We start from the raw sequence: 20,950 nt of genomic DNA, 5'->3' as shown, positions 1-20,950 counted from the left end.
GCACGTTCCTTTCTCGGCCCTTGCGAAGGATCAGGCCGTCACGTCCTCGTGCAGCGGCATCATCGGCGCCCGCTGGTAATCGACGATACCGTCCAGCTCGATCATTGCCGGCGTGTCGGCGTCGCGTGCCACATGCGCGCGCTTCCAGAGCGCGAAGAGCCCCATGATGTGCATCGGATCGCCGTGGATCTCGGTGAATCCCCCGTTCAGCGTGCGGGTATCGAAATAGGCGGCGTTCACGCCATCGGCGTAGAGCTCGGTCGCCAGCGGATACCCCATGTCGATCCAGCGCTGCCGCTCGCTTGCGAAGTCCGAGACGAGGTAGGCGATGTGGTGGAAGCCTTCTTCCCCGGCGGCATACATGTCGCGGTAGATCGAGGGCTGGTCGTCATGCTGCTGGATGAACTGGATCATCGTGTCGCCGAGATAGCCGAACGCATAGGACACGTCGGCCTCCACCTCCTGCCCGCGATAGCTGAACTCGTCGGTCTTGTGATGGCGCACCATGTAGAAAGGCCCTGCGCCGAACGCATCGGACCAGCGCTGCGCCGCCTCGTCGATGCTGTTGACGAAATAGGCCTGTTGGAAAAGCGTGCGATCGACGGTCATCGGCTGGCATCCTCTTCATAGGGGTCATCGGCGATGCGGACGAGCTTGCGCCCCATCACGCCGCCTTCGAACTGGGCGCGGGCGGCGGCGGGCACCGCCTCGAAGCCTTCCGCGATGTCCAGCGCTTCGCGGATGCGGCCATCGGCCAGCATCGCCGCCAGCCGCGCGCGGCTTTCCGCCCAGCGCGCGACATGATCGAAATAGAAGAAACCAGCCATCGTCGCCCCGGACATGGCCAGCATCAGGTGATTGGTGATCGGCGTCGGCCCGCCATAATGGGCGGTGGCGCCGCAGATCACGATCCGCGCGCCATGCGCCAGATTGGCGAGTGCGGCATCGAGCTGGGATCCGCCGACATTGTCGAAGAAGATGTTCACCCCGCCCGGCGCAGCGGCGGCGATGGCAGCGGAAAGATCGCCCGCCTGTGCATCGATCACGTCGTCGAAGCCCAGCGTCGCCACGAACTTGGCCTTCTCCGGCCCGCGCGCGATGCCGATCACGCGCGCGCCGGCGGCCCGCGCGATCTGCCCGGCGATCGATCCGATCGCGCCCGATGCGCCCGAGACGAGCACGGTATCGCCGGGACGGGGACGGCCGATCTCGGTCATCCCGAACCACGCGCACAACCCCGTCATCCCCAGCGTGGCGAGCCCGCTGGCAAGCGACGCACCGGTGGGCAGCCGCTGGATCGGCGCTCCCATCCGATCGGTGCCGTCGCTGACGGAAACGTCCTGCCATTCCAAAAAGCCGGTCACTCCGGTGCCGACCGGCCAGCCATCGTGCCGTGATGCGATGATGCGCCCGGCAACCCCGCCCTTCATCGCAGCCCCCGGCGCGATCGGGTCGAACTTGCCGGGAATGCCGCGCACCCAGGCATGGTTCATCGGATCTGGTGAGAAATGGGTCGCACGGATCAGGAACTCGCCGTCCGCAGGCTCGGGGATCGCGGCCTCGCCGGCTGCGAACATATCGATCGGCAACGCCAACCCGCCTTCGTGCGCCAGCCCGCCCGCGTGCGATGCGTGCGCGACTTGCCAGCAGCGGTTGACGTTCGGGATCATGGCAGCGTGTGCATGCCTCCTTCGAGCATGAATGTTTGTCCCGTCATGTAACCCGATCCCTCACTGGCGATGAACACTGCCAGCGGCGCGCCGTCCTGCTCCGGATCCCCCAGCCGGCGGACCGGAATCTTCTCCTTCAGAGCCTCGACGAAATCCGGCCGGGCGGATTTCCATGCATCGAACGCCCGCGTTTCGAGCGCCGGATTGATGATGTTCACGGTGATCCCGTGCTGGCCCCACTCGCGCGCCGCCGTGCGGCTGATCCCGCGGATCGCCTCCTTCGCGGCATTGTAGCAGGTATTGCCCTCGAACCCGATCTGGCCAGACGACGAGGCGAAATTGATGATTCGCCCCCATCCGGCCTGCTTCATGTGCGGGAAGGCGGCCTTCATGAAGCGCAACGAAGCGGTCGGCCCGGTGCGCAGCGTATACTCCCACTCGTCCTCGTCGGTGTCCTCGCACGCAACGAACACGGTCGACGGTTGCGGGCTCGCTTCGGTGCCGAAGCCCTGCGCGTTGTTCACAACGATGTGGAGACCGCCGAACGCCTCGACGGCCCTGTCGACGCAGGCCTGGATATCCGCCGACTTGCCGACATCGCAGGCGACGCCGATCGCTTCGCCGCCGGCCGCGACGATCTCGGCGGCGACCGCCTCGACCGTTGCGGGCGTGCGCGAGGCAACGACCACCTTCGCTCCCTCGCGTCCATAGGCCAGCGCGATGGCCCGGCCGATGCCGCGCCCCGCACCCGTGACGATAGCGACCTTGCCGTCGAGCTGACCCGCCATGCTACCTCCTAGAATTCGAAGCCGAGCTGCAGACCGTAGGTGCGCGGCTCGCGCGCCGCTGCGAACGACCACAGGATCGGATAGGCAGCGACGTTGAACGCAGTCTGCGTGCCACGATCGTTCAGGATGTTGCGGGCGTAGGCGGTCAGCCTTGCCTTGGCACCCTGGCCGTTCATGTCGAAGATGATCGAGGCGCTGGCATCGAGCAGGTTCTGCTTGTCCGAACGCAGCCGCGGATCATTCTGCGCGACCGGGATCACCCCGGTGGCCGGGATCGGCGTGGCCGGATCGGTCGCGATCTGCTGGTCATAGCGGCTGACGTAACGATAGCCCGCGTTCAGGCGCAGCTGGCTGGTGCCGACATCGATCTTATATTCGCCGCTAATCGCCGCCGTCAGCTTCGGCGCATAGATCAGGCCCACATCGGAGAAGTCGAACTGCCGCACGCCCCCTGCGACGAGTTGGCCGATGATGAAGTCCTGGAACTTGGAGTCGGTATAGCCAGCCGCGCCGCGGATCGTGAGGTTGCTGGTCGCACGCACGGTCAGGTCGGCTTCCAGGCCCTTGATCTTCGCGCCAGCCGCGTTGGTCACCAGCGTCTCGTTGAACGGCGCCACCGCCAGCGGCACAGTCGTAGACTGCTGGATGTCCTTGTAGTCGGTGTAGAAGCCGGCGAGGTTCAGCGACACGCGACGATCGAGGAACTCGCTCTTCACGCCCACTTCGTAGCTGTCGACGGTCTCAGGATTATACGGGATCGTCGCGGTATTGAACGTCTGGCCGCGGCCATTGAAGCCGCCCGAACGATAGCCGCGCGACCAGGTGGCATAGACCATCAGCTCGTCGGTCGGGCGATAGTCGATCGTCACCTTCGGCGTGAACTTGCTCCAGCTCTCGCGCGCCCGCAGGCCCACGTTGCCGGCGGGATCGGCCAGCAGCGGGTTGATGTTGATCTTGCGATCCTTGGTGTAGCGACCGCCGCCCGACAGGCGCACCCGCGGCAGGACTTCCCAGTTGAAGTCGAAGAATGCCGCCATCGAGCGCGACTTCTGGCTGGTATCCTGCAGCTGATTGATCACGCCGAAGGCAGGGATCGAGGTGAGCTGGATCAGGTTGTACTTGCTCTCGAAATAATAGAGGCCGGCGACATAGTCGAAGCCCTGGAACAGATTGCCGCTCGCGCGCAGCTCCTGGCTGAACTGATAATAATCCTGAGCACGATCGCCGATATAGTTCCCGGCGGTCGAATAGTCGGCGATTTGGCGCTCGTCGCTCTCGCGGTAGGAACTGACGGAAGCGAGCTTGATCGCGTCGAGATCGAGGTTCATCTCCAGCGTGGCGGCGCGGGCGCGGTAATTGCCCGGATTCTCCTGGTTCTTGAAGATGGTGTAGATGTCGTCAGTGTTGTTGCGATTGCAGGCGCCGGTGGGCAGCAGGCCGAAATCGCAGAATACGTCGCCAGTGCGGCTCAGCGATCCGTTGAACGTCTCGAAGCTCTGCTCCTGCTGCTCGAGCGTCAGCAGCGCGTCGAAGGCGGAAGAAGGCGTGAACAGCAGCGATACGCCGAAATTCTCGGCATTGCTGCGGCCCAGTGTCTCGCCAGTGCCCGCCGCCTTCAGGAAGCCGTCTTCCTGCTGGTGGAACTCAAAGAACTTCGCGGCCAGCACATCCTCGATCACCGGCACGTTCAGCACGCCGCGCAGGCCGATCGCGCCGAACCGGCCGATGCTCGCTTCGAACTTGCCGCCCCATTCGCCGGTCGGCCGGGTGCGGCGGACGTTGATCACGCCCGCGATCGTGTTGCGGCCGAACAGCGTGCCCTGGGGGCCGCGCAGGATTTCGATCGAGCCGATGTCGAAGAAGTCGAGCAGCTGGCCGGTCGAGGTGCCGATATAGACACCGTCGACATTGACGCCGACCGCGGGATCGAAGCTCTTTTCCACGTCGGCAAAGGCAATGCCGCGGATCGAGATATTGGCAGTGGCGGCACCGGTCGACTGCTGGGTGATCAGCACGTTCGGGGCCAGGCCCTGCAGATCGGAGATCTTGGTGGCGACCGAGGCCTCAAGCTGAGACGGGGCGATCGCCGTCACCGCGATCGGGGTGGTCTGGATGGATTCATTGCGGCGGCGGGCGGTGACGATGATCTCGTTCAGCGACCCATCGTCCACTTGCTCGGGCGGTACCGCTTCGGTCGACGGGGCGGGCCCCGCCGCGGTATCGGGCAGTGCGGCCTGGCCGGCCGAGCTGGTCGTGCTGGTCACGTCCTGCGCAAATGCGCCATCGGTCGCCACGGCGGCTGCAAGCGCGAGCGCCAGTGCCTGATAGGAAATCCGCATCGTTCCTCCCCCAAAAGAAAACGGCCGGCACCTGGCGCGCCGATCCGCTCGCTAAAGACGCGAAGGGTCGGGAAGCGTCACCTGCACATAATGCGAGCCGCACCGCGATGGCCTAGCAACTATTGCAAGGATGCAACGAAATACGTGGGGAGAGACCGACATGAACGGCGCGATCGCCAGGCTTGGGCCGATCATGCAGCTGGCCTATGTGCCGGGCGATATCGACGCGGCGCTGACCTTCTGGACGCAGGTGATGGGGGCGGGGCCGTTCTTCCGCATGGCCCATATCGCTTACAAGGCCGCGCGCTATCGGGGCGAAGAGAGCAACGTCGATTTCTCGGTGTTGATCGGCTATTGGGGCGACATGCAGATCGAGCTGATCGAGCAGCATTGCGACAGCCCGTCGATCTACAAGAGCTGGCTGGACGAGGGCCGCGAGGGGCTCCACCATGTCTGCCTGGTCGTCGACGACATCGCCGAGGCGCGGCAGGCGGCGGCGGACGCCGGGCTCGCCATCGAGCAGGAGATTTTCCTGGACGGCGGCGAGGCGATCTACATAGATACCGGCGGTGGCCCCGGCACGATGGTCGAGGTGCTGGAAGCGATGCCGGGCTTCAACGATCTGTGCGCGATGATGCGCGACACGCACAAGACCTGGGACGGCAGCGATCCCGTGCGGAATCTGGGCTGATGGCGTTCACCGGCCCCGCGATCGACCGGCAGCTGATCCAGGAGCTGAACGCGGCCTATGGCGATGCCGTGTCGCGGCGCGACGCTGCCGATTTCGCCGCGACGTGGGCGGAGGACGCAGTGTGGCATCTGCCCTGGCTCGATCCGGTGCAGGGCCGCGACGTGATCGTTTCGCTCTGGCTGGAGCAGATGGCGAACTATCCGTTCCATAATTTCAGCTTCTACATGGGCGCGATCGAGGTCGACGGCGATCGCGCGCGTGGCCGCGTCTGGACATCGGAACTCGTCATCAACGTGAACGGCCAGGAAGGCCGCGTCACCGGCCGCTATGACGACGACTATGTCCGCCGCGATGGCCGCTGGCTGTATGCGCGCAAGGCGTTCACCCCGCTGCACGGGATGGACAGCATCGTCTGACGCATCAGGTCCGCGCAGCCCTGCGCTGCATGGTGGAGCCACCAGCGACCCAGGCCAGCCAGCTGATCGCGATACCGATGCCGACGACAGCCAGGATGATGGGAAGCGAGGGCAGGCGGCCGAGCGCCACGACCAGTTGCTGCCAGCCCGCCACATGACCGATCGTGTCGAACGCGATCGTCTGCCCGGCAATCACGATACCGGCGACCAGGAAGGGCCGCCCATGGCGGGGATCGCTGGCATAGAGCCACCCCGCAACCGCGATCGCAAAGAGGCTCGAAAGCCTGAGCCCGATCGCGAACAGGCCGAAATCCTGCGGACCCATGATGATCAGACCGGGCACATGATGATTGAGCAGCCGGCCGACAATCGGCATCAGCAGGGGCAGCGGCGTCGCCATCAGGAAGCGCGCGTGGCGCTGGACGGAACGGCGATCGCGGATCGCGTTGAAATAAAGCCAGCCGAGGAGCGGGATGGAGCTGGCGTCGATGATCGCCAGGCGTGCGCCATAGATGTTGTAGAACGGATCGGTGCCGCTAGCCGTAGCCACGGCCATGCTGTGCAGAACCGCGGCCGATCCCCCCAGCAGCAGCGGGAAAAGCGCCAGGCTTGAAAGGCCGATGGCGCGATGCAGATCGCGCCGGCCGCCGTGGATGGTGGCGCTTTGCGCGGCTAGCATCACCAGCCACAGCGATGCGGTGATGCCGTGGAAGTGGAAGGCGAGGGGAGATGCCGCGAGTCTGCCGAAATAGCCGGGCCAGAACGCCAGGATCGTGACCGCGAACAGCAGCGCGATCGCATAGGGCGCGCGACGAAACGGCATGGCAGACCCCCCGGTCAGCGCACGACGGCTCGCCGTGCCACCGCAAGATGGCGCGACGGGCCGTGCAAGTCAAACCGGCCAGCGGGGAAGTCTTCCGGTCAGGCGTCCAGATACTTCATCAGCGTCTGATGGAACTGGCGGATGCGGATTTCCTGATAGTCTCCGAGCTCGACACGGCCGTTCTTGGAAACCTTCAGGCCATCCTGAACGAATGGCAAATTGTCCATGTCCTGCTCGAATACATGGCCGAGCACGCCAAGTTCCGGTGCATCCGTCCACTTCTGTTCGCGGGTCAGCATCTTCATCGGCTGGCCATGCGGGATCGGCTGGCCTTCGGGGATGCGGACGAGGATCCGCACTTCCATCAGGCAGGTATCGGGCGTCGGCCCCGGCTTCCAGCGATAGACGATGTTGGGCATGTACCCGCCCCACGGCGCGAAGTGCGGGAAGACATTGTAGACAAGGCCGTCGAGCAGCTCGACATCAGTGGCGGCGTCGTGAAGCTCGGGATGGCCGAACGTCTTCGAGAAATTCTCGCGCATCGCCTCGCCCAGCGCGCGCCGAGCCGAAATGCCCTCCGGCACCGTTACCGCATAGGGGCTCTCTTCGTAATTGTCGGCGGACCGACCGTTATACTTGATGAACTCGTCGACGATCCACTGCTGTTCCTTGCCTTCGGGGTCAACATGCGGGCTCATCACGCCGAACGGGGTGTAGGCCACGTTCACATTGTCGCCATAGATATTGTAGCTGGTGTTCGCGTCCCCGGTGAACGGCAGCAGCTGCGGATGCGTCACGATCGTGTGCCAGGCCTCCATGAAGGCCTCCATCGTGATCTTCCAGTTGGCCGGGACTTCCTTGGCCACCCAGATCGCGGTGGTGCACTGATCGTGCCGCCAGCGCTTGAAGAATTCGGGCAGCGGGGCGAGATATTCCTCGATCGTCGGGCCACCGGGATTTTCGCGAACGAAGATATAACCCTGCCAGCGCGCCACTTCGGCCTCGGGCAGCTGCATCTTCTCGTCGGTCAGGTGCTTGAAATCCCAGCGGCAGGGGATCTCGTGCAGGCTGCCGTCCTTGTTCCAGGTGAAGCCGTGGAACGGGCACTGAAACTTGTCGGCGGTGCCGTCCTCGGTGCGCAGCTTGCGGCCGCGGTGGAGGCACACATTGTGCATCGCCTTGACGCTGCCGTCTTCCTGGCGGACCACCAGATAGGACCGGCCGGCATTCTCGTAGACGATGTAATCGCCGGGCTCGGGCATGTCCTCGTCCCGCGCGGCGAACTGCCACACGTTGGGCCACATCTTCTCATTTTCCAGCGCCTGGAATTCCGGGCTGGTGTAGATCATCGCGGGGATCGGATCCGATCCGCGATATTCGTAATTCTCCTGTTCCAGAAAGGCAGGCACCGGCCGAGCATCCAACGCCAGAATGTCGGTCCAGGTGGCGCCGGGGCAGCGCGCCGCGCCGGCTGCATCGATGGTGGGATCACGCTCTGCCATATCCGCTCCTGGTTCCGCTCTTACTGGCCCTGCCGCGCCAGTCTACCGGGCGGGAAGGGCGGTTGGGACCTCGCGCTTATAACAGCCTTGTCGGCTATTGTGCGGTCATTCCGCCATCGACAACGAATTCGGCGCCAGTGATGTAGCGCGCTTCTTCCGATGCCAGGAACAGCACCATGTTCGCGATCTCGATCGGCTCGCCCATATAGCCCATCGGGATGCCCGCAGTCAGGATGTCATACTGCTCGGGATTGTCCTTCAGCGCGACTTTCTGCATGCCGGTCATGATCATGCCGGGATGGACTGAGTTGACGCGGATCTTCTCCTTGGCGGTTTCCATCGCCAGCGCCTTGCCGAACAGCCGCAGCCCGGCCTTGCTGGCTGCATAGGCCGTCACGCCGGGAATACCGATCAGCCCCGCGACCGACGACATGTTGATGATCGATCCGCCGCGCCCGTGCGCGCGCATGTTGGCGACGCCCGCCCGCATGCCGAGATAGCCGCTCGTCATGTTCACATCCATCTGCCGGATATAGTCCGCCGGCGGCAGATCCTCGATCATGCGCAGGATGGCGATGCCGGCATTGTTGACGAGGATGTCGATCGGCCCGGTTTCGCCCAGTGCTCGGTCCCAGTCCGCTTCCTGGGTCACGTCCTGGCGCAACCCGCGCGCGCCACGACCGATCTCGCCGGCACGAACCGTGACGCCCGCCTCGTCGATGTCGGTCAGCCACACGGTAGCGCCTTCCTCGGCCAGCCGCCGCGCGATCGCATCGCCCAGTCCGCCTTCGGATCCTGCGCCGGTGACCAGCGCGACCTTGCCTTCGACCCGTCCCGTCATTGCCATGTCCTTCACTTTGCCAGGATGCGATCGGCGGCGGCCCAGCCAAGTGCCATCGCGGGGCCATTGGTGTTGCCCGATACCGGCGCGGGCATCGCCGAACAGTCGATGACGCGCAGCCCGCTGACGCCGTTCACGCGCAGATCGGGATCGAGCACCGCGCGATTGTCCGATCCCATCCGGCAGGTCGCCACCGCATGGGTGCCGCAGGTCGAAAGGCGGCGGAATAGCTCCCACAGCGCCTCGTCGCTGTCATGCTCGGCGCCGGGGAAGGCCTCCGCCTCGACATAGGGAGCGATCGCGGGCTGGGCCATGTAGCGGCGCATGTAGCGGATCATATCGATCGCCGCCTTGCGATCCTCAGGCGTCGTCATCCAGTTGGGGGTGATCTCGGGCATCGCCGCGGGATCGGCGCTCTTTACCAGCACGCTGCCCTCGCTGGTCAGCCGCAGCAGCTGGCCATAGCAGGTCATGCCCGGCCGCCGCTCGACATCGGCCAGCGGCACGGGGAAGTTATCGTCTTCGCTGCGCGCGAAGGTGAATCCGCCCAGATAGAGTTGCGCGTCGGGCCGATCGACCTGCGGGCTGGTCTTCACGAACGCGCCGACCTCGAACGGACCCGTCGCCAGCGGTCCGTCATGCTTCAGATAATAGCGAAGCACGTTGCGGATCAGGCCCGGCCCGTAGAACTGATGGTTGATCCCGCGATCGCCCTTCAGCCGGTAGGAGATCGCGAAGCCGAGATGATCGCGCATCCGCCCGCCGACATCGGGGCTGTCGACCAGCGTTTCGATGCCGGCCGCGCGCAGCGCATCGCCGGGGCCGATGCCCGATCGCTGCAGGATTGCCGGCGACATCAGCGCGCCTGCGGACAGGATCACTTCGCCGCGCACGTCGAAGCGCTGGCGCTTGCCCTCGACGATCGCTTCGACCGCGATCGCGCGCTTCTGCGCATCGAACAGCACCTTGTCGGTCATGGCCCCCGTCACGACGCGGACGTTGCCGCGCTTCATCGCGGGCTTCAGGAACACCACCGCGGACGACTGCCGCTTTCCGCGACGGATGTTGTGCGAATAATAGCCGACGCCCTCCTGATCCTCGCGATTCAGATCGTCGGTATGGCGCGGCAGGCCCATTTGCACGCCCGCTTCGACCAGCGCCTCGCTGACCGGATAGCGATAGCTACCCTTGCTGATGTGGACCGGGCCGCCCTTGCCGCGAACGCCATCGTCGCCCAGTTCCTGATCCTCGATCGCCCGGAACGCGGCCTTCATCCGGCTCCAGCCCCAGTCGGTCGCGCCGCGCTCCTCCCAGTCGGCATAATCCTCGGGCTGGCCGCGGACATAGATCATTCCGTTGATCGACGATGACCCGCCGAGGCCCAGCCCGCGCACCCAGACTTCGCTCGCAGCCTCGCCTTCCACACGCGGCTGGGCCACCGGGAAATACCAGGTGTGCTTGGGGTTCATCACCAGCTTGGCCATGCCCTTGGGCATGTGGATCAGCGGATTGGCATCGGTGCCGCCCGCTTCCAGCATCAGCACGCGCGCATTGCCGTCCGCCGACAGCCGGTTCGCCAGCACGCAGCCGGCCGAACCGGCGCCGACGATGATATAATCCCAGGTCTCGCTCACGCCGACATCGCCTTCTCGACCGAAGCGCCGATCTCTTCGCGCGTCGGATTGCGGCGCAGTGTGAGCCCGCCATTTACCTGCAGATTGTCACCCGTCATGAAACATTCGTCCGATGCCAGGAAGACGGCCGCCGCCGCCACATCCTCCGACGTGCCCCAGCGGCCGAGCGGATAACCGGCGCGAAACGCCTCGAACAGGCCGGGCACCTGCTTGGCATCGGCGTTCATCGGCGTGTCGGTCAGCCCCGGTGAGATTGAATTCGCGCGGATGCCGACCGATCCGAACTCGTTGGCCACGCAGCGCACCACATGGTCGGTGCCTGCCTTGGTGCCCATATAGGCCGCATGGTCGTTCAGCATGATCGTCGCCGTCGCGCTGCTGATCTGGATGATCGATCCGCCGCGTCCGCCGCGATCGGTCGCCATCGCGCCCACCATCGCCTGCATGAAATAGAACGGGCCTTTGAACTGCAGCGCCGTCATCCGGTCGACCTCGTCCTCGTCATGCTCGAGGAAGGGCTTCAGCAGGCCCCAGCCGGTTGCGTTCACTGCGATGTCGATCCCGCCCAGCGCATCCTTCGCGGCATCGGCCAGCGCGAACACTTGTGCACGGTCGGTGAGGTCGCACGACAGAGCTACCCCCCCGATCTCGCCTGCGAAGCGCTCCAGTTCGTCCATCTTGCGGCCTGCCACCGCGACCTTGGCGCCCTCGTCATGGAAGCGGCGCGCGATCACCTGCGCCATGTTATCGCGGTTGGCCGCGCCGATCACGAGCGCGGTCTTGCCTTCGAGCCTGGCCATCGGAAAACTCCTGTCAGAAGGGCATCGCCGGCGCCGGATCGCGCGGGGTGGCGAGGGGGTTGGCGAACAGCGCCCGTTCGGCGAGCGCGGTATCGAAGAAGGCGTGCATCTCGATGATGCGGCCGTCCGCGGCGAAACGGAACAGCTCGAGATAGGTCTGGTCGTATCGGTCGCCGGAAAGAGTGGGCCCGCCGCCTTCCATCAGGATCGTCGCGCGCTCCTCGTCCGCGCACATCACCCGCCAGCGCCGCGCGAATTGCATCGCCGCCGGATCGAGCGCGGCGTGGACCTGGGTCGCGATCAGGCCGCGGGTCAGCGCTTCCTTGCCCTCGATCGTACCCGATGCCGGGGTCGATCCACACATATGGACGCGGATATCGTCGTGGTAGAGCGCCTCGACCGTTTCCCAGTCGCCGGCCTGCATCGCCGCCAGGTAGCGCTCTGCGATGGCGATGCTGCGCTCGCGGCTCATGCGGCGCCCGCCCCGAATGCGGGCTCGACCGGGTTGTCGGCGATCAGCGCGGCGACGGGTTCGCCGGCCAGCAGCCGATCGAGATTGGCGTGGAAATGGGCGATCCGGCGCTCATCCTCGCTCAGGATCGGGCCGTCGAACGCGATCGATGCGGTGCCGGCCTGCACCTGTTCGATCAGGTCGATATCCTCGCCCAGCACCTGCTCGGCGATCGGGTGCCGCCGTGCGCCCCACTCCAGCACCTCGCCCACTAGCTGGTCCTTGCCGCGCACGACCCTGTGCTCATAGCTCGGGATCGCTTCGCCGGGCGCCAGCGGGGCCAGCATGATGAAATCGAAATACATCTTAAGCGGATCGCCGGAGGGGTGCGGGCGATAGCGCATCGCCACCTGGAATTCCGGGAACAGATTCAGGTGCAGGCTGGGGAACAGCAGATAATGATAGGCATCGCTCAGTTGCCCGTCCGCCAAAGTGGCATAGGGAAGGTGGCTGCCGTCTTCGCCCGCCCTGCGCCGCGCCGCCTGGCCGGCGAGCCGAACGTCCGCCGGCGTGCCTGAAAAGCTATCCGGATCGATCCCCGAGAATTCCAGATACTGGCGGAGCGCGGGGTTGATCGTTGCCTGATCGGGGTAGAGCCGCGAGGGTGCGCCATATTCGTTGACCATCATCGAATGGATGCCGGTCAGCGCGATCGGCGCGTCCTCGTTGCCCCACGCCAGGATGTCCGAATGCAGCGCCTGGAAATGATAGCTCTCGTTGAACGCGTCGAGCACCGTCTTCCAGTTACAGTCGAATTCGAACGTCTTGTAATCGACGATCGTCGCCTTCTCGAGCCGGTAGGGCTCGAGCAGGGGACGCATCGGGCCCAGATAGTTGGCAAATGGCGGTGCATCGTCGTCGAGCGTGAACCAAAGCCACCCGGCCCAAGCCTCGACCCGGAAGGATTTTAGCCCCGTCCGCTTCTGATCGGCGAGGCAATCGCCGAACCGTTCGGCATAGGGCGCCTCGATCAATGCGCCATCCAACCCGTAGCGCCAGCCATGAAAGGCGCAGCGCAGTTCGCGCACCGCGGTCGGCCCATCGCCGGATAGGATCAGCCGGTTGCCGCGATGGCGGCACAAATTGAACCAGCCGCGGATCGTGCCGTCCTGATCATGGACGAACAACAGGCTTTCGCCGCCCAGGCTGTGGACCATGACATCGCCGGGCTCGGGCAGTTCCTCCACCCGCGGCCCGGCGTGCCAGCATTTGATCCAGACCCGGTCCCATTCGGCGCGGGCCCGCTCGGCTGAGCGGTACCGCGCCGGATCGATCGGGTTCTGGCCGCTTCCCATCCGAATTAGAAGCGGGTGGAAAGCTGCACCATCACCGTGCGCGGCAGCGTGCCGAAGCCCAGCTGGTCGGCATGCACGCCGGCGGGGGTGCCGGTGCCGCTGCCGGTCGATGGACCATCGACCACGCCCGTCACATAGAAGCGGTTGGTCAGGTTCTTGCCGATCACCGCGATCTGCCAGCGATCATCCTCCGCGCCGAAGCGGATTGATGCGTCGAGGTTGATGTAGCTGTTCTGGCGCGAGAAGGGGTTGCCGAAGCCCGACGCCAGATAATCGTCGCTGTAGCGGGCATCGGCGGAAATGCCGAACTTCATGCCGTTGCCCACCGCCGTGTCGTAGCCCGCACCCAGCGTCGCGGTCCATTCAGGCGCAACCGACAGCGTCGATCCGGTCAGGTTCTGGCGGGTGAAATTATTACCCGCCGCGTTGAACGCCAGGTTGCAGCCCGTGGCCGGGGTCTGGCCTGCATAGCAGGGTGCCAGCGGGAAATCGGTGTAGCGCGCGCGGTTATAGTTCAGCGATCCGCGCAGGTTCAGGCCGGCAAGGCTGCGCGGCGCATACTCGAATTCCAGTTCGACGCCCTTCGTGCGGGCATCCGCGGTCAGCGTCTGGAACGCGAAAATCGGCGAATTGAAGAAGTCGACCTGCAGGTCCGAATATTTATAGGTGTAGAGGCCGACGTTGAAGCGCAGCTGGTTATCCGCCAGCGTGGTCTTCAGCCCCGCCTCGAACCCTTCCACCGTCTCCGGTTCGAAGGTGAGATCGGCGAACGGGTTCGGTGAGAAGCCCGAATTGATACCGCCATTCGAGAAGCCGCCCGACTTGTAGGCGGTCTTGTAGGCGCCATAGACCAGGATGTCGCGGGTCGGCTTCCAGGTCAGCGTGGCTTCCGGCGACCAATCGGTGAACTTCTGGTTCGCGGTGATCTCACCCAGACCATCGGGCGAATTCTGCGGACGGAAGATCGCGGTCACGGCAGCGTTGTTGTAAGGCTGCGTGAAGAAGCTGTCCTTGGTTTCCCGCGTGTAACGCACGCCGCCGGCCAGTTCGAGCGTTTCCATGATCTTGAACGTCGCCTGCCCGAACAGGGCCAGCGTCTCGCCGTTGGTGAAGGACACTTTCGACGTCGCCTGGTAGCGCCGGGCGGCGTCCTGGGTCGAATCCTCGATGTTGGCGAACATGATATATTGTTCGAAGTCGCGCTTGGTATCCTGATAGAGGCCGCCGACCAGGAAGTTGAGCGGTCCATCGAAGCTCGTGAGCGCGCGCAGTTCGGTCGAGAACGCCTTCCACGTCGAATTCTCGGTGGCCCAGGTGCCGGTGTTGCTCGACTGGAAGTCGCATGCGCAGGTCCAGCGGTTGTTGTTCCACTGATAGTTGGTCACCGAGGTGAAGGTCACGGTCGGCAGCGTGTAGACCAGGTTGGCAGTCGCCTGGTAGCTCTTGTAGCGATTGTAGAGCTGCCCGTCGTCCCGCGCGAACGGGAAGTTCGCGGCGATGTCGGTCGGCATGTTATTCTGATGCGTGACGAACTGGTCCTTGCACTCGTAGATCGGGTTCAGCGAGCTGCGGCCGGTGGCGCAGTCGAAGTTCACATAATTCCAGGACGAGTTGTTGACCTTGTTATAGTCACCCGAGACCTTGAAGGTGGCGACGAAATTGTCGGTCGGATCCCACTTCACCGTGAACCGGCCGAGCAGTTCCTTTTCGCCCGGCGCCTCACGCGCGGCGGGCAGCGCAGTGTGCGGGTTGGTCACGCCGGTGGCGATGTCGAGCGTGTTGTAAGACACCGGATCGGCGACGTTGCGATAATAGCCGCCATACATCTTGCTGCCGCGCACCGCGAGGCGCACGCCCAGCGTATCGGTGATCGGACCGGAGCCGATCAGTTCGCCGACGACCTGCTCCGATCGGAATTCGTAACCGACGCGGCCGAAGAATTCGGGGTCGGATCCGGGGTCCGCCGTCGTGATCGAGATGACGCCCGCGGTGGCGTTCTTGCCGAAGAACAGCGCCTGCGGCCCCTTCAGGATCTCGACCCGGCCAAGATCGAAGAAGCCTTCCTGAATGATGCGGCCCTGGCCGAAATAGACGCCGTCGACGACGGTGGCGACCGACTGTTCGATGCCGATCGAGGTGGAGGACGATCCGATGCCGCGCATCGTAAGCTGCGCGCCCGAACCGTTGGAAGCACGACCGACCGTGAAGTTGGGGGTGCGGGCCGCAATCTTCTCGATGCTGGTCAGATCCTGCTGGCGCACCGTTTCCGCCGAGATGGCGGTCACCGCCACCGGCACGTCCTGCACGCTTTCCTGCCGCTTGCGGGCGGTGACGATGATCGTCTCAAGGCCGCCGCCATCGGCTTCGGATGCCAGCGCAGCCGTCTCGGGGGCGGGCGGGGCGGCCTGTGCAGCGGGCGGCGTCACGGCATCGGGGCTCTGCGCGAACGCGGCACCGGCGAGCGAAGTGAGCGCGACCCCGGCCAGCAGGCGAGCGGCACGGGATAGGCGATAGGTGTCTTGCATTTCAGTTTCCCCCCCAAGAGTTGCACATGGCTTGAAGCATCGTTGGCCGATGCGATTTTGTTGGGCTGATCGCCGTTATGCGCTCGTGATGCTGCGCGCGTTCGATCCGGTCACCTAGCGAAGCTGGCAGGTTGTTCGATCCTTTGGCGCGGGTGACTTACCGGCAACGATCGGGAGGATGGCGGCATGGCTGGCAATCGCGTCTGGCGGCTGGATTCCTATCCTGCGGGGGAAGATTTCGCCTCCGCGCTGACGATGATCGACGCGCCGGTGCCCGAGCCGGGCGAAGGGGAAGTCACCATCGCCGCCGATCATCTGTCGCTGGATGCCGGAACCCGGATGTGGATGACGCCGCGCACCGACAGCTATCAGCCGCCGATCCCGCTTGGCAGCCCGATCCCTGGCCAGGTGATGGGGCGCGTCGTCGCCTCGCGGGCAGAGGGGTTCGCGACCGGCGACCTCGTCCGCGCCTTCGGCCAATGGGCGGACGTCTCGGTGGTTCGGCCCGAGCTCAGCGGACTTGTGAAGCTCGATGAAGGCGTCGCCGATCCGCTCATGCATCTCGGCCCGCTCGGCATGAACGGCTGGACGGCGCTGGTCGGGATCGAGGAGGTCGGCCGCACCCAGCCCGGCGATACGGTGCTGGTGTCCGCGGCGGCGGGGGCGACCGGCATGCTGGCAGCGCAGATCGCCAAGCTGCTCGGCGCGCGCGTGATCGGGATCGCCGGCGGCGCGCGCAAATGCGATTTCCTGACCGGCGAACTCGGGCTCGATGCCGCGATCGACCACCGCGCGGCCGATGTCGAAGCCGCGATCGCCGCCGCCGCGCCCGACGGCGTGAACGTCTATTTTGAAAATGTCGGCGGCCCGCTGCTGGATGCGGTGCTGCCCAACATGGCGCATTACGGGCGGATCGCGGTCTGCGGCCTGCTCGCCGGCTATGCCGAGGCGCAGCCGGGCCCCCGCCGCTTCGACCAGGTCCTTGCGCGGCGGTTGCAGATCACAGGCTTCTTCTCGCCCGATTTCGCGCATCGCGGGGCAGAGCTGACGGCCCGGCTGCGCGCCTGGGTAGATGCCGGTCAGCTGAAGATGCCGTTCGCGATTACCGAGGGGTTGGAAAATGTCCTCGATGCCTATGCCGGGCTCTTCAACGGCGCGAACATCGGCAAGGTGGTGGTGAAGCTGCGCTGACGGGAGACGGATAATGACGGATTACGACGTGATCGTGCTCGGCAGCGGCGCCGCGGCGCTGACAGCCGCGGTCACCGCACATGAAGGCGGCGCACGGGTCGGCATCTTCGAGAAGTCGGACAAGGTGGGCGGCACCAGCGCCTGGTCCGGCGGGCAGATCTGGATCCCGAACCATCCGCACATGGCCGAGGGCCGTACCGACAGCCGGGAGCAGGCGCTGACCTATCTCGGCGCGCTCTCGCACGGCATGATCGACGATGCGATGGCGGAAGCGTTCGTCGATACCGGCGCCGAGATGATCCACTTTCTGGAGGCGCGGACCCCGGTCGAATTCTACTCGATCCCACATTTCCCCGATTATCATTCCGAATTTCCGGGCGCGAAGCGCGAGGGTGGGCGAACGCTGGAATGCCCGCCATTCCCTTATACCGAGCTCGGCGCCTGGGCGGACAAGGTAGAGAGCTCGCCCTATTTTCCGGACAAGTGGATGACGGTGGGCGAGACGACGCTCGGCCAGCCGGTGCCAAACCCGGCCAGCCCGGAAACCAAGGCCGCCCGCGCCGCTGCCGATGCCCGCGGCATGGGATCGGCGCTGATCGGCCGATTGCTGAAGGCCTGCCTCGATCGCGGGATCGAGCCGCACACCGGCCATCGTGCGACCGAGCTGATCATGGAGGATGGCGCGGTCGCCGGTGTCCGTTTCGAGGATGGCGGCGAGGCGCGCGCGCCTAATGTCGTGATCGCGACCGGCGGGTTCGAATGGGACAAGTCACTGGTCCGCGCCTTCACGCGCGGTCCGATGACGCACCCGGTGTCCGTCAAGACCAACACCGGTGATGGCCTCAAGATGGCGATGCGCGTCGGCGCGATGCTCGGCAATATGCGTGAAGCGTGGTGGATGCCGGTGATCGAGGTGCCGACCGATCTGAACTCGATGGGCCAGCAGCTCTTCACCTATGAACGCACCATGCCGGGCTCGCTGATGGTCAATGCCGCCGGGCGGCGCTTCACCAACGAGGCTTCCAACTACAACGCATTCGGTGCGGCCTTCCACGAGCAGGATGTCAGCGCCTTCCAATATGCCAACCTGCCGTGCTGGTTCGTCTTCAACGCCAGCTATTATGCCGACTATCCGTTCCTCAACGGCGGCCTCAGCGATCATTTCGAGCTCGGCGCCCCCCCGCCGCAATGGGTGGCCAAGGGTGAGACGCTGCGCGCGCTGGCCGAGCGCGTCGGCATCGATCCGGACGGGCTGGAGCAGACCGTCGCGCGGTACAACGAGAATGCGGCGGCGGGCGTCGATCCCGATTTTCACCGTGGCGAGGCCAATAATGATCTGTGGTGGGGCGATCCGCGCTGGCGGGGAGAGAAGCGCGCCACGCTCGCACCGCTGGGAGACGGGCCCTATTTCGCGATCGAGGTGAAATCCGGTGCGCTCGGCACCAAGGGCGGCCCGCAGACCGATCCGCACGCGCGGGTGCTGGATGTCGATGGTCAGGTCATCCCCGGGCTCTATTGCGCGGGCAATGCCATGGCCTCGCCGATGGGGATGACCTATGGCGGTGCGGGCGGCACGCTTGGCCCGGCAATGGTCTTCGGCTTCATCGCCGGGCGCGATGCTGCGCAGCATCGAGTGCAGCAAAAGGAGATTGCGGCATGAGCGACCCGATGGCACCGGCCGATACGCTGCTGGCGATCGAAGAGATCAAGCAGCTGAAAAGCCGCTACTTCCGTTTCCTCGATACCAAGGACTGGGCGGGCCTGCGCACGATTTTCTGCGACGATGCCATGTTCGACGCGCGCACTTCTCTCAGCCTCGACGGCGCGGGTGAGGGTGCCGCCGCCGAGAGTAACGACTGGGTCTATCAGGGCGGCGACGAAATCATCGTCTTCATCCAGGGCGCTGCCGGCCCGCGCCGCACGGTCCATCACGGCCACTGCCATGAGATCGAGATTCTGTCGCCGACCGAGGCACGCGGCGTGATCGCGATGGAGGACAAGATCTGGGAGGATGGCGCGCTGTTCCTCCACGGCTTCGGCCATTATCACGAAACCTATCGCCGCGAAGCCGATGGCTGGCGCATCCTGACCTCGCGGATCAGTCGCCTGCACGTGCAGCTGGGCTGATCGACGCCGCCCCGCCCGAACCGGAGACCGACATGCCCGCGAACCGTCGCTTCCTGCTCACCCGCCGCCCGCAGGGCACGCCCGTGGCAGAGGATTTCACGCTCGAGGCGGCGGAGACGACCGCGCTGCAGGACGGCCAGTTCCTGCTGCGCAACGAATATGCCTCGCTCGATCCCGCGATCCGTGGCTGGATGGATGATGTGCCATCCTACCTGCCGCCGATCCGGCTGGGCGATCCGGTGCGGGCGACAACGATCGGGCGGATCGCCGAGTCCCGCCACCCGGATTATCCGGTCGGCGCCTGGGCGTCGGGGCTGAACGGGATCGAGGAGTATTCGCTGTGCCAGGGCGGCGGCTTCACCACCTTGGTCGATGCCGATGCGGTGCCCAAGATCACCAACTATCTGTCGTCGGTCGGGGCGATCGGGCTGACCGCCTATTTCGCGCTGCTGGATGTCGGCCGTCCGCAGCCCGGTGATGTCGTGCTTGTGTCAGGCGCGGCGGGCGCGGTCGGGTCGCTGGTCGGGCAGATCGCCAAGCTGAAAGGGTGCCGCACGATCGGCATCGCCGGCGGGCCGGACAAATGCGCGCGGCTGATCAGCGATTATGGCTATGACGCCGCGATCGATTATCGGGGCAAATCCGGGCGCGAACTGGCGGCCGAGATCCGCGCCGCCGCGCCCGACGGCATTGATATCCATTTCGAAAATGTCGGCGGCGAGATTCTCGATGCCGCGCTGCTTGCGCTCAAGCCGAAGGGGCGGGTCATCCTGTGCGGGTTGATCAGCCAGTATAACTCCGGCCCGAAACCGACCTACAATATCTGGCAGCTGATCGTGCAGGGTGCGCGCATGGAGGGCTTCATCCTCACCCATTACATCCCGCGGTTCGCCGAGGCGATCCCGGACCTGGCGGCATGGACGAAGGCCGGCACGCTGCGCGTCGACGAGCATATCGACGAAGGGATCGAAAATGCGCTTCCGGCCTTCCTGCGGCTGTTCGAAGGCAGCAACCAGGGCAAGATGATCCTGAAGATCTGAGCGGGTGGGGATGGGGAGGGATCGCGTTTCCCCAACTCCGTTCGTGCTTGGCTTGTCGAAGCACTGTCTCTCTTCGTCCGGCATCGTCGAGCGCTTGGAGAAGAGCGGCACGTCGACAACCCCTGTGCGAACGGATTGGCGAGGGGGGAGAGACTCAGCCGCCCGCTCCCAGCTCCGCCGCCAGCCACAGCCGTGCAGTCCGCCAGCGGCGCTTGACCGTGGTCTCGCTCGCACCGGTCACCAGCGCGATCTCGGCCATGCCGAGGCCTACGAAGAAGCGTAGCTCGACGATCCGCGCCAAATCCGGCTCGATCGTCTCCAGCGTGCGCAGCGCCTCGTCCAGCGCCTCGATATCGACTGCGCCTGCGGCACTCTCGGTCTCGATCAGCACTGCCGGTGCCTGCCGCTTCTGGCTGCGGCGGCGGCGGATCGCATCGATCATCGCCTGGCGCAGCACGCGCGCTCCGGTCGCGAAGAAATGCTGGCGATCGTTGAAGCTCATCCGGTCGAGCTTCATCAGGCGAAGCGCCGCCTCGTTGACGAGCTCGGTCGGTTGCAGCGTCAGATAGGGCGCCTCGCGGTTCAGCAGCCGTGCCGCCGCGCCGCGCAGATCGCCATAAAGCTCGGCCAGCAGGCGGTCGCGGCCCATATCGTCGGATGGCGGGGGTCCGTCCAATCGTTGCTGCCTCGTCGAGCCTGTGTCACCACCGCTCTATCACAAAGCCCGCAATCACCTAGACGACATCAACCCCGGCGT

Annotated in this window: 19 protein-coding genes; 6 read left to right on the top strand and 13 right to left on the bottom strand. The window is 65.2% G+C overall.

The window, feature by feature from the left end; translation table 11 throughout:
- Positions 1 to 30: 30 nt before the first annotated feature.
- From ABC347_RS06805 to ABC347_RS06790, 4 genes are read right to left on the bottom strand one after another with little or no spacing between them, the layout of a single operon-like run.
- Positions 31 to 609, bottom strand: coding sequence for a VOC family protein (locus ABC347_RS06805; protein ID WP_413244977.1), 579 nt, complete (start codon positions 607 to 609; stop codon positions 31 to 33).
- Positions 606 to 1,670: a zinc-binding dehydrogenase gene (locus ABC347_RS06800; RefSeq protein WP_413244976.1), complete on the bottom strand. Its 1,065-nt coding sequence runs from the start codon at positions 1,668 to 1,670 to the stop codon at positions 606 to 608. The genes ABC347_RS06805 and ABC347_RS06800 overlap by 4 nt, the downstream gene beginning before the upstream one ends.
- On the bottom strand, positions 1,667 to 2,458 hold the full coding sequence (locus ABC347_RS06795) for an SDR family NAD(P)-dependent oxidoreductase (RefSeq protein WP_413244975.1): 792 nt from the start codon (positions 2,456 to 2,458) through the stop codon (positions 1,667 to 1,669). Before ABC347_RS06795 ends, ABC347_RS06800 begins: the two co-directional genes overlap by 4 nt.
- Positions 2,459 to 2,466: 8 nt before the next feature.
- Positions 2,467 to 4,797: a TonB-dependent receptor gene (locus tag ABC347_RS06790; protein ID WP_413244974.1), complete on the bottom strand. Its 2,331-nt coding sequence runs from the start codon at positions 4,795 to 4,797 to the stop codon at positions 2,467 to 2,469.
- A gap of 160 nt (positions 4,798 to 4,957) precedes the next feature.
- On the opposite strand from ABC347_RS06790, the gene ABC347_RS06785 reads away from it, so the two are divergent.
- Both ABC347_RS06785 and ABC347_RS06780 read left to right on the top strand, forming a co-directional pair.
- A complete protein-coding gene (locus ABC347_RS06785) occupies positions 4,958 to 5,488 on the top strand; it encodes a VOC family protein (RefSeq protein ID WP_413244973.1) in 531 nt (176 codons plus the stop codon).
- The gene (locus ABC347_RS06780) at positions 5,488 to 5,904 is read left to right on the top strand and encodes a nuclear transport factor 2 family protein (protein ID WP_413244972.1); all 417 of its coding nucleotides are present in this window, start codon (positions 5,488 to 5,490) and stop codon (positions 5,902 to 5,904) included. The genes ABC347_RS06785 and ABC347_RS06780 overlap by 1 nt, the downstream gene beginning before the upstream one ends.
- A gap of 4 nt (positions 5,905 to 5,908) precedes the next feature.
- On the opposite strand, the gene ABC347_RS06775 is transcribed toward ABC347_RS06780, so the two are convergent.
- The 8 genes from ABC347_RS06775 to ABC347_RS06740 form a co-directional block, all read right to left on the bottom strand.
- Positions 5,909 to 6,727, bottom strand: a complete 819-nt coding sequence (locus ABC347_RS06775) for a hypothetical protein (RefSeq protein WP_413244971.1) — start codon at positions 6,725 to 6,727, stop codon at positions 5,909 to 5,911.
- Between the two features lie 98 nt (positions 6,728 to 6,825).
- Positions 6,826 to 8,229, bottom strand: a complete 1,404-nt coding sequence (locus ABC347_RS06770; protein WP_413244970.1) for an aromatic ring-hydroxylating oxygenase subunit alpha — start codon at positions 8,227 to 8,229, stop codon at positions 6,826 to 6,828.
- Between the two features lie 94 nt (positions 8,230 to 8,323).
- A complete protein-coding gene (locus ABC347_RS06765; RefSeq protein ID WP_413244969.1) occupies positions 8,324 to 9,070 on the bottom strand; it encodes an SDR family NAD(P)-dependent oxidoreductase in 747 nt (248 codons plus the stop codon).
- A gap of 11 nt (positions 9,071 to 9,081) precedes the next feature.
- Complete coding sequence (locus ABC347_RS06760; RefSeq protein ID WP_413244968.1) at positions 9,082 to 10,704, bottom strand: GMC family oxidoreductase; 1,623 nt, start codon at positions 10,702 to 10,704, stop codon at positions 9,082 to 9,084.
- A complete protein-coding gene (locus ABC347_RS06755) occupies positions 10,701 to 11,504 on the bottom strand; it encodes an SDR family oxidoreductase (protein ID WP_413244967.1) in 804 nt (267 codons plus the stop codon). The genes ABC347_RS06760 and ABC347_RS06755 overlap by 4 nt, the downstream gene beginning before the upstream one ends.
- A 13-nt stretch (positions 11,505 to 11,517) precedes the next feature.
- On the bottom strand, positions 11,518 to 11,976 hold the full coding sequence (locus ABC347_RS06750) for a nuclear transport factor 2 family protein (RefSeq protein WP_413244966.1): 459 nt from the start codon (positions 11,974 to 11,976) through the stop codon (positions 11,518 to 11,520).
- Complete coding sequence (locus tag ABC347_RS06745; protein ID WP_413244965.1) at positions 11,973 to 13,310, bottom strand: aromatic ring-hydroxylating oxygenase subunit alpha; 1,338 nt, start codon at positions 13,308 to 13,310, stop codon at positions 11,973 to 11,975. Before ABC347_RS06745 ends, ABC347_RS06750 begins: the two co-directional genes overlap by 4 nt.
- 5 nt (positions 13,311 to 13,315) lie before the next feature.
- Positions 13,316 to 15,835 carry a TonB-dependent receptor gene (locus tag ABC347_RS06740; protein WP_413244964.1) on the bottom strand — a complete coding sequence of 840 codons (2,520 nt, stop codon included), beginning with the start codon at positions 15,833 to 15,835 and terminating at the stop codon, positions 13,316 to 13,318.
- Between the two features lie 186 nt (positions 15,836 to 16,021).
- Between ABC347_RS06740 and ABC347_RS06735 the strand changes: the two genes are divergently transcribed.
- Genes ABC347_RS06735 through ABC347_RS06720 form a run of 4 tightly spaced genes read left to right on the top strand, consistent with a single transcriptional unit; the run spans position 16,022 to position 20,193 of the window.
- Entirely contained in the window at positions 16,022 to 17,026 is a 1,005-nt protein-coding gene (locus ABC347_RS06735) for an NADP-dependent oxidoreductase (RefSeq protein WP_413244963.1), read from the top strand.
- A gap of 13 nt (positions 17,027 to 17,039) precedes the next feature.
- Complete coding sequence (locus tag ABC347_RS06730; RefSeq protein WP_413244962.1) at positions 17,040 to 18,686, top strand: FAD-dependent oxidoreductase; 1,647 nt, start codon at positions 17,040 to 17,042, stop codon at positions 18,684 to 18,686.
- On the top strand, positions 18,683 to 19,153 hold the full coding sequence (locus ABC347_RS06725; protein ID WP_413244961.1) for a nuclear transport factor 2 family protein: 471 nt from the start codon (positions 18,683 to 18,685) through the stop codon (positions 19,151 to 19,153). The genes ABC347_RS06730 and ABC347_RS06725 overlap by 4 nt, the downstream gene beginning before the upstream one ends.
- 32 nt (positions 19,154 to 19,185) lie before the next feature.
- Positions 19,186 to 20,193, top strand: a complete 1,008-nt coding sequence (locus tag ABC347_RS06720; protein WP_413244960.1) for an NADP-dependent oxidoreductase — start codon at positions 19,186 to 19,188, stop codon at positions 20,191 to 20,193.
- A gap of 154 nt (positions 20,194 to 20,347) precedes the next feature.
- Here ABC347_RS06720 and ABC347_RS06715 read toward each other — a convergent pair whose 3' ends face one another.
- The gene (locus tag ABC347_RS06715) at positions 20,348 to 20,842 is read right to left on the bottom strand and encodes an ECF-type sigma factor (RefSeq protein WP_413244959.1); all 495 of its coding nucleotides are present in this window, start codon (positions 20,840 to 20,842) and stop codon (positions 20,348 to 20,350) included.
- Positions 20,843 to 20,950: the final 108 nt, after the last annotated feature.

This window comes from Sphingomonas canaveralia (assembly GCF_047238125.1).
Taxonomy (GTDB): Bacteria; Pseudomonadota; Alphaproteobacteria; order Sphingomonadales; family Sphingomonadaceae; genus JBDFMH01.
Note: the sequence above shows the minus strand (reverse complement) of the source record. Positions and strands in the feature narration are given on the sequence as shown.

Bases quoted from the DNA above. Each gene is read 5' to 3' on its own strand.
- ABC347_RS06745 (WP_413244965.1), bottom strand. From the start codon at position 13,310: ATGGGAAGCGGCCAGAACCCGATCGATCCGGCGCGGTACCGCTCAGCC.
- ABC347_RS06755 (WP_413244967.1), bottom strand. From the start codon at position 11,504: ATGGCCAGGCTCGAAGGCAAGACCGCGCTCGTGATCGGCGCGGCCAAC.
- ABC347_RS06790 (WP_413244974.1), bottom strand. From the start codon at position 4,797: ATGCGGATTTCCTATCAGGCACTGGCGCTCGCGCTTGCAGCCGCCGTG.
- ABC347_RS06785 (WP_413244973.1), top strand. From the start codon at position 4,958: ATGAACGGCGCGATCGCCAGGCTTGGGCCGATCATGCAGCTGGCCTAT.
- ABC347_RS06800 (WP_413244976.1), bottom strand. From the start codon at position 1,670: ATGATCCCGAACGTCAACCGCTGCTGGCAAGTCGCGCACGCATCGCAC.
- ABC347_RS06730 (WP_413244962.1), top strand. From the start codon at position 17,040: ATGACGGATTACGACGTGATCGTGCTCGGCAGCGGCGCCGCGGCGCTG.
- ABC347_RS06715 (WP_413244959.1), bottom strand. From the start codon at position 20,842: ATGGGCCGCGACCGCCTGCTGGCCGAGCTTTATGGCGATCTGCGCGGC.
- ABC347_RS06780 (WP_413244972.1), top strand. From the start codon at position 5,488: ATGGCGTTCACCGGCCCCGCGATCGACCGGCAGCTGATCCAGGAGCTG.
- ABC347_RS06735 (WP_413244963.1), top strand. From the start codon at position 16,022: ATGGCTGGCAATCGCGTCTGGCGGCTGGATTCCTATCCTGCGGGGGAA.
- ABC347_RS06805 (WP_413244977.1), bottom strand. From the start codon at position 609: ATGACCGTCGATCGCACGCTTTTCCAACAGGCCTATTTCGTCAACAGC.
- ABC347_RS06740 (WP_413244964.1), bottom strand. From the start codon at position 15,835: ATGCAAGACACCTATCGCCTATCCCGTGCCGCTCGCCTGCTGGCCGGG.
- ABC347_RS06795 (WP_413244975.1), bottom strand. From the start codon at position 2,458: ATGGCGGGTCAGCTCGACGGCAAGGTCGCTATCGTCACGGGTGCGGGG.
- ABC347_RS06750 (WP_413244966.1), bottom strand. From the start codon at position 11,976: ATGAGCCGCGAGCGCAGCATCGCCATCGCAGAGCGCTACCTGGCGGCG.
- ABC347_RS06770 (WP_413244970.1), bottom strand. From the start codon at position 8,229: ATGGCAGAGCGTGATCCCACCATCGATGCAGCCGGCGCGGCGCGCTGC.
- ABC347_RS06725 (WP_413244961.1), top strand. From the start codon at position 18,683: ATGAGCGACCCGATGGCACCGGCCGATACGCTGCTGGCGATCGAAGAG.
- ABC347_RS06765 (WP_413244969.1), bottom strand. From the start codon at position 9,070: ATGACGGGACGGGTCGAAGGCAAGGTCGCGCTGGTCACCGGCGCAGGA.
- ABC347_RS06775 (WP_413244971.1), bottom strand. From the start codon at position 6,727: ATGCCGTTTCGTCGCGCGCCCTATGCGATCGCGCTGCTGTTCGCGGTC.
- ABC347_RS06720 (WP_413244960.1), top strand. From the start codon at position 19,186: ATGCCCGCGAACCGTCGCTTCCTGCTCACCCGCCGCCCGCAGGGCACG.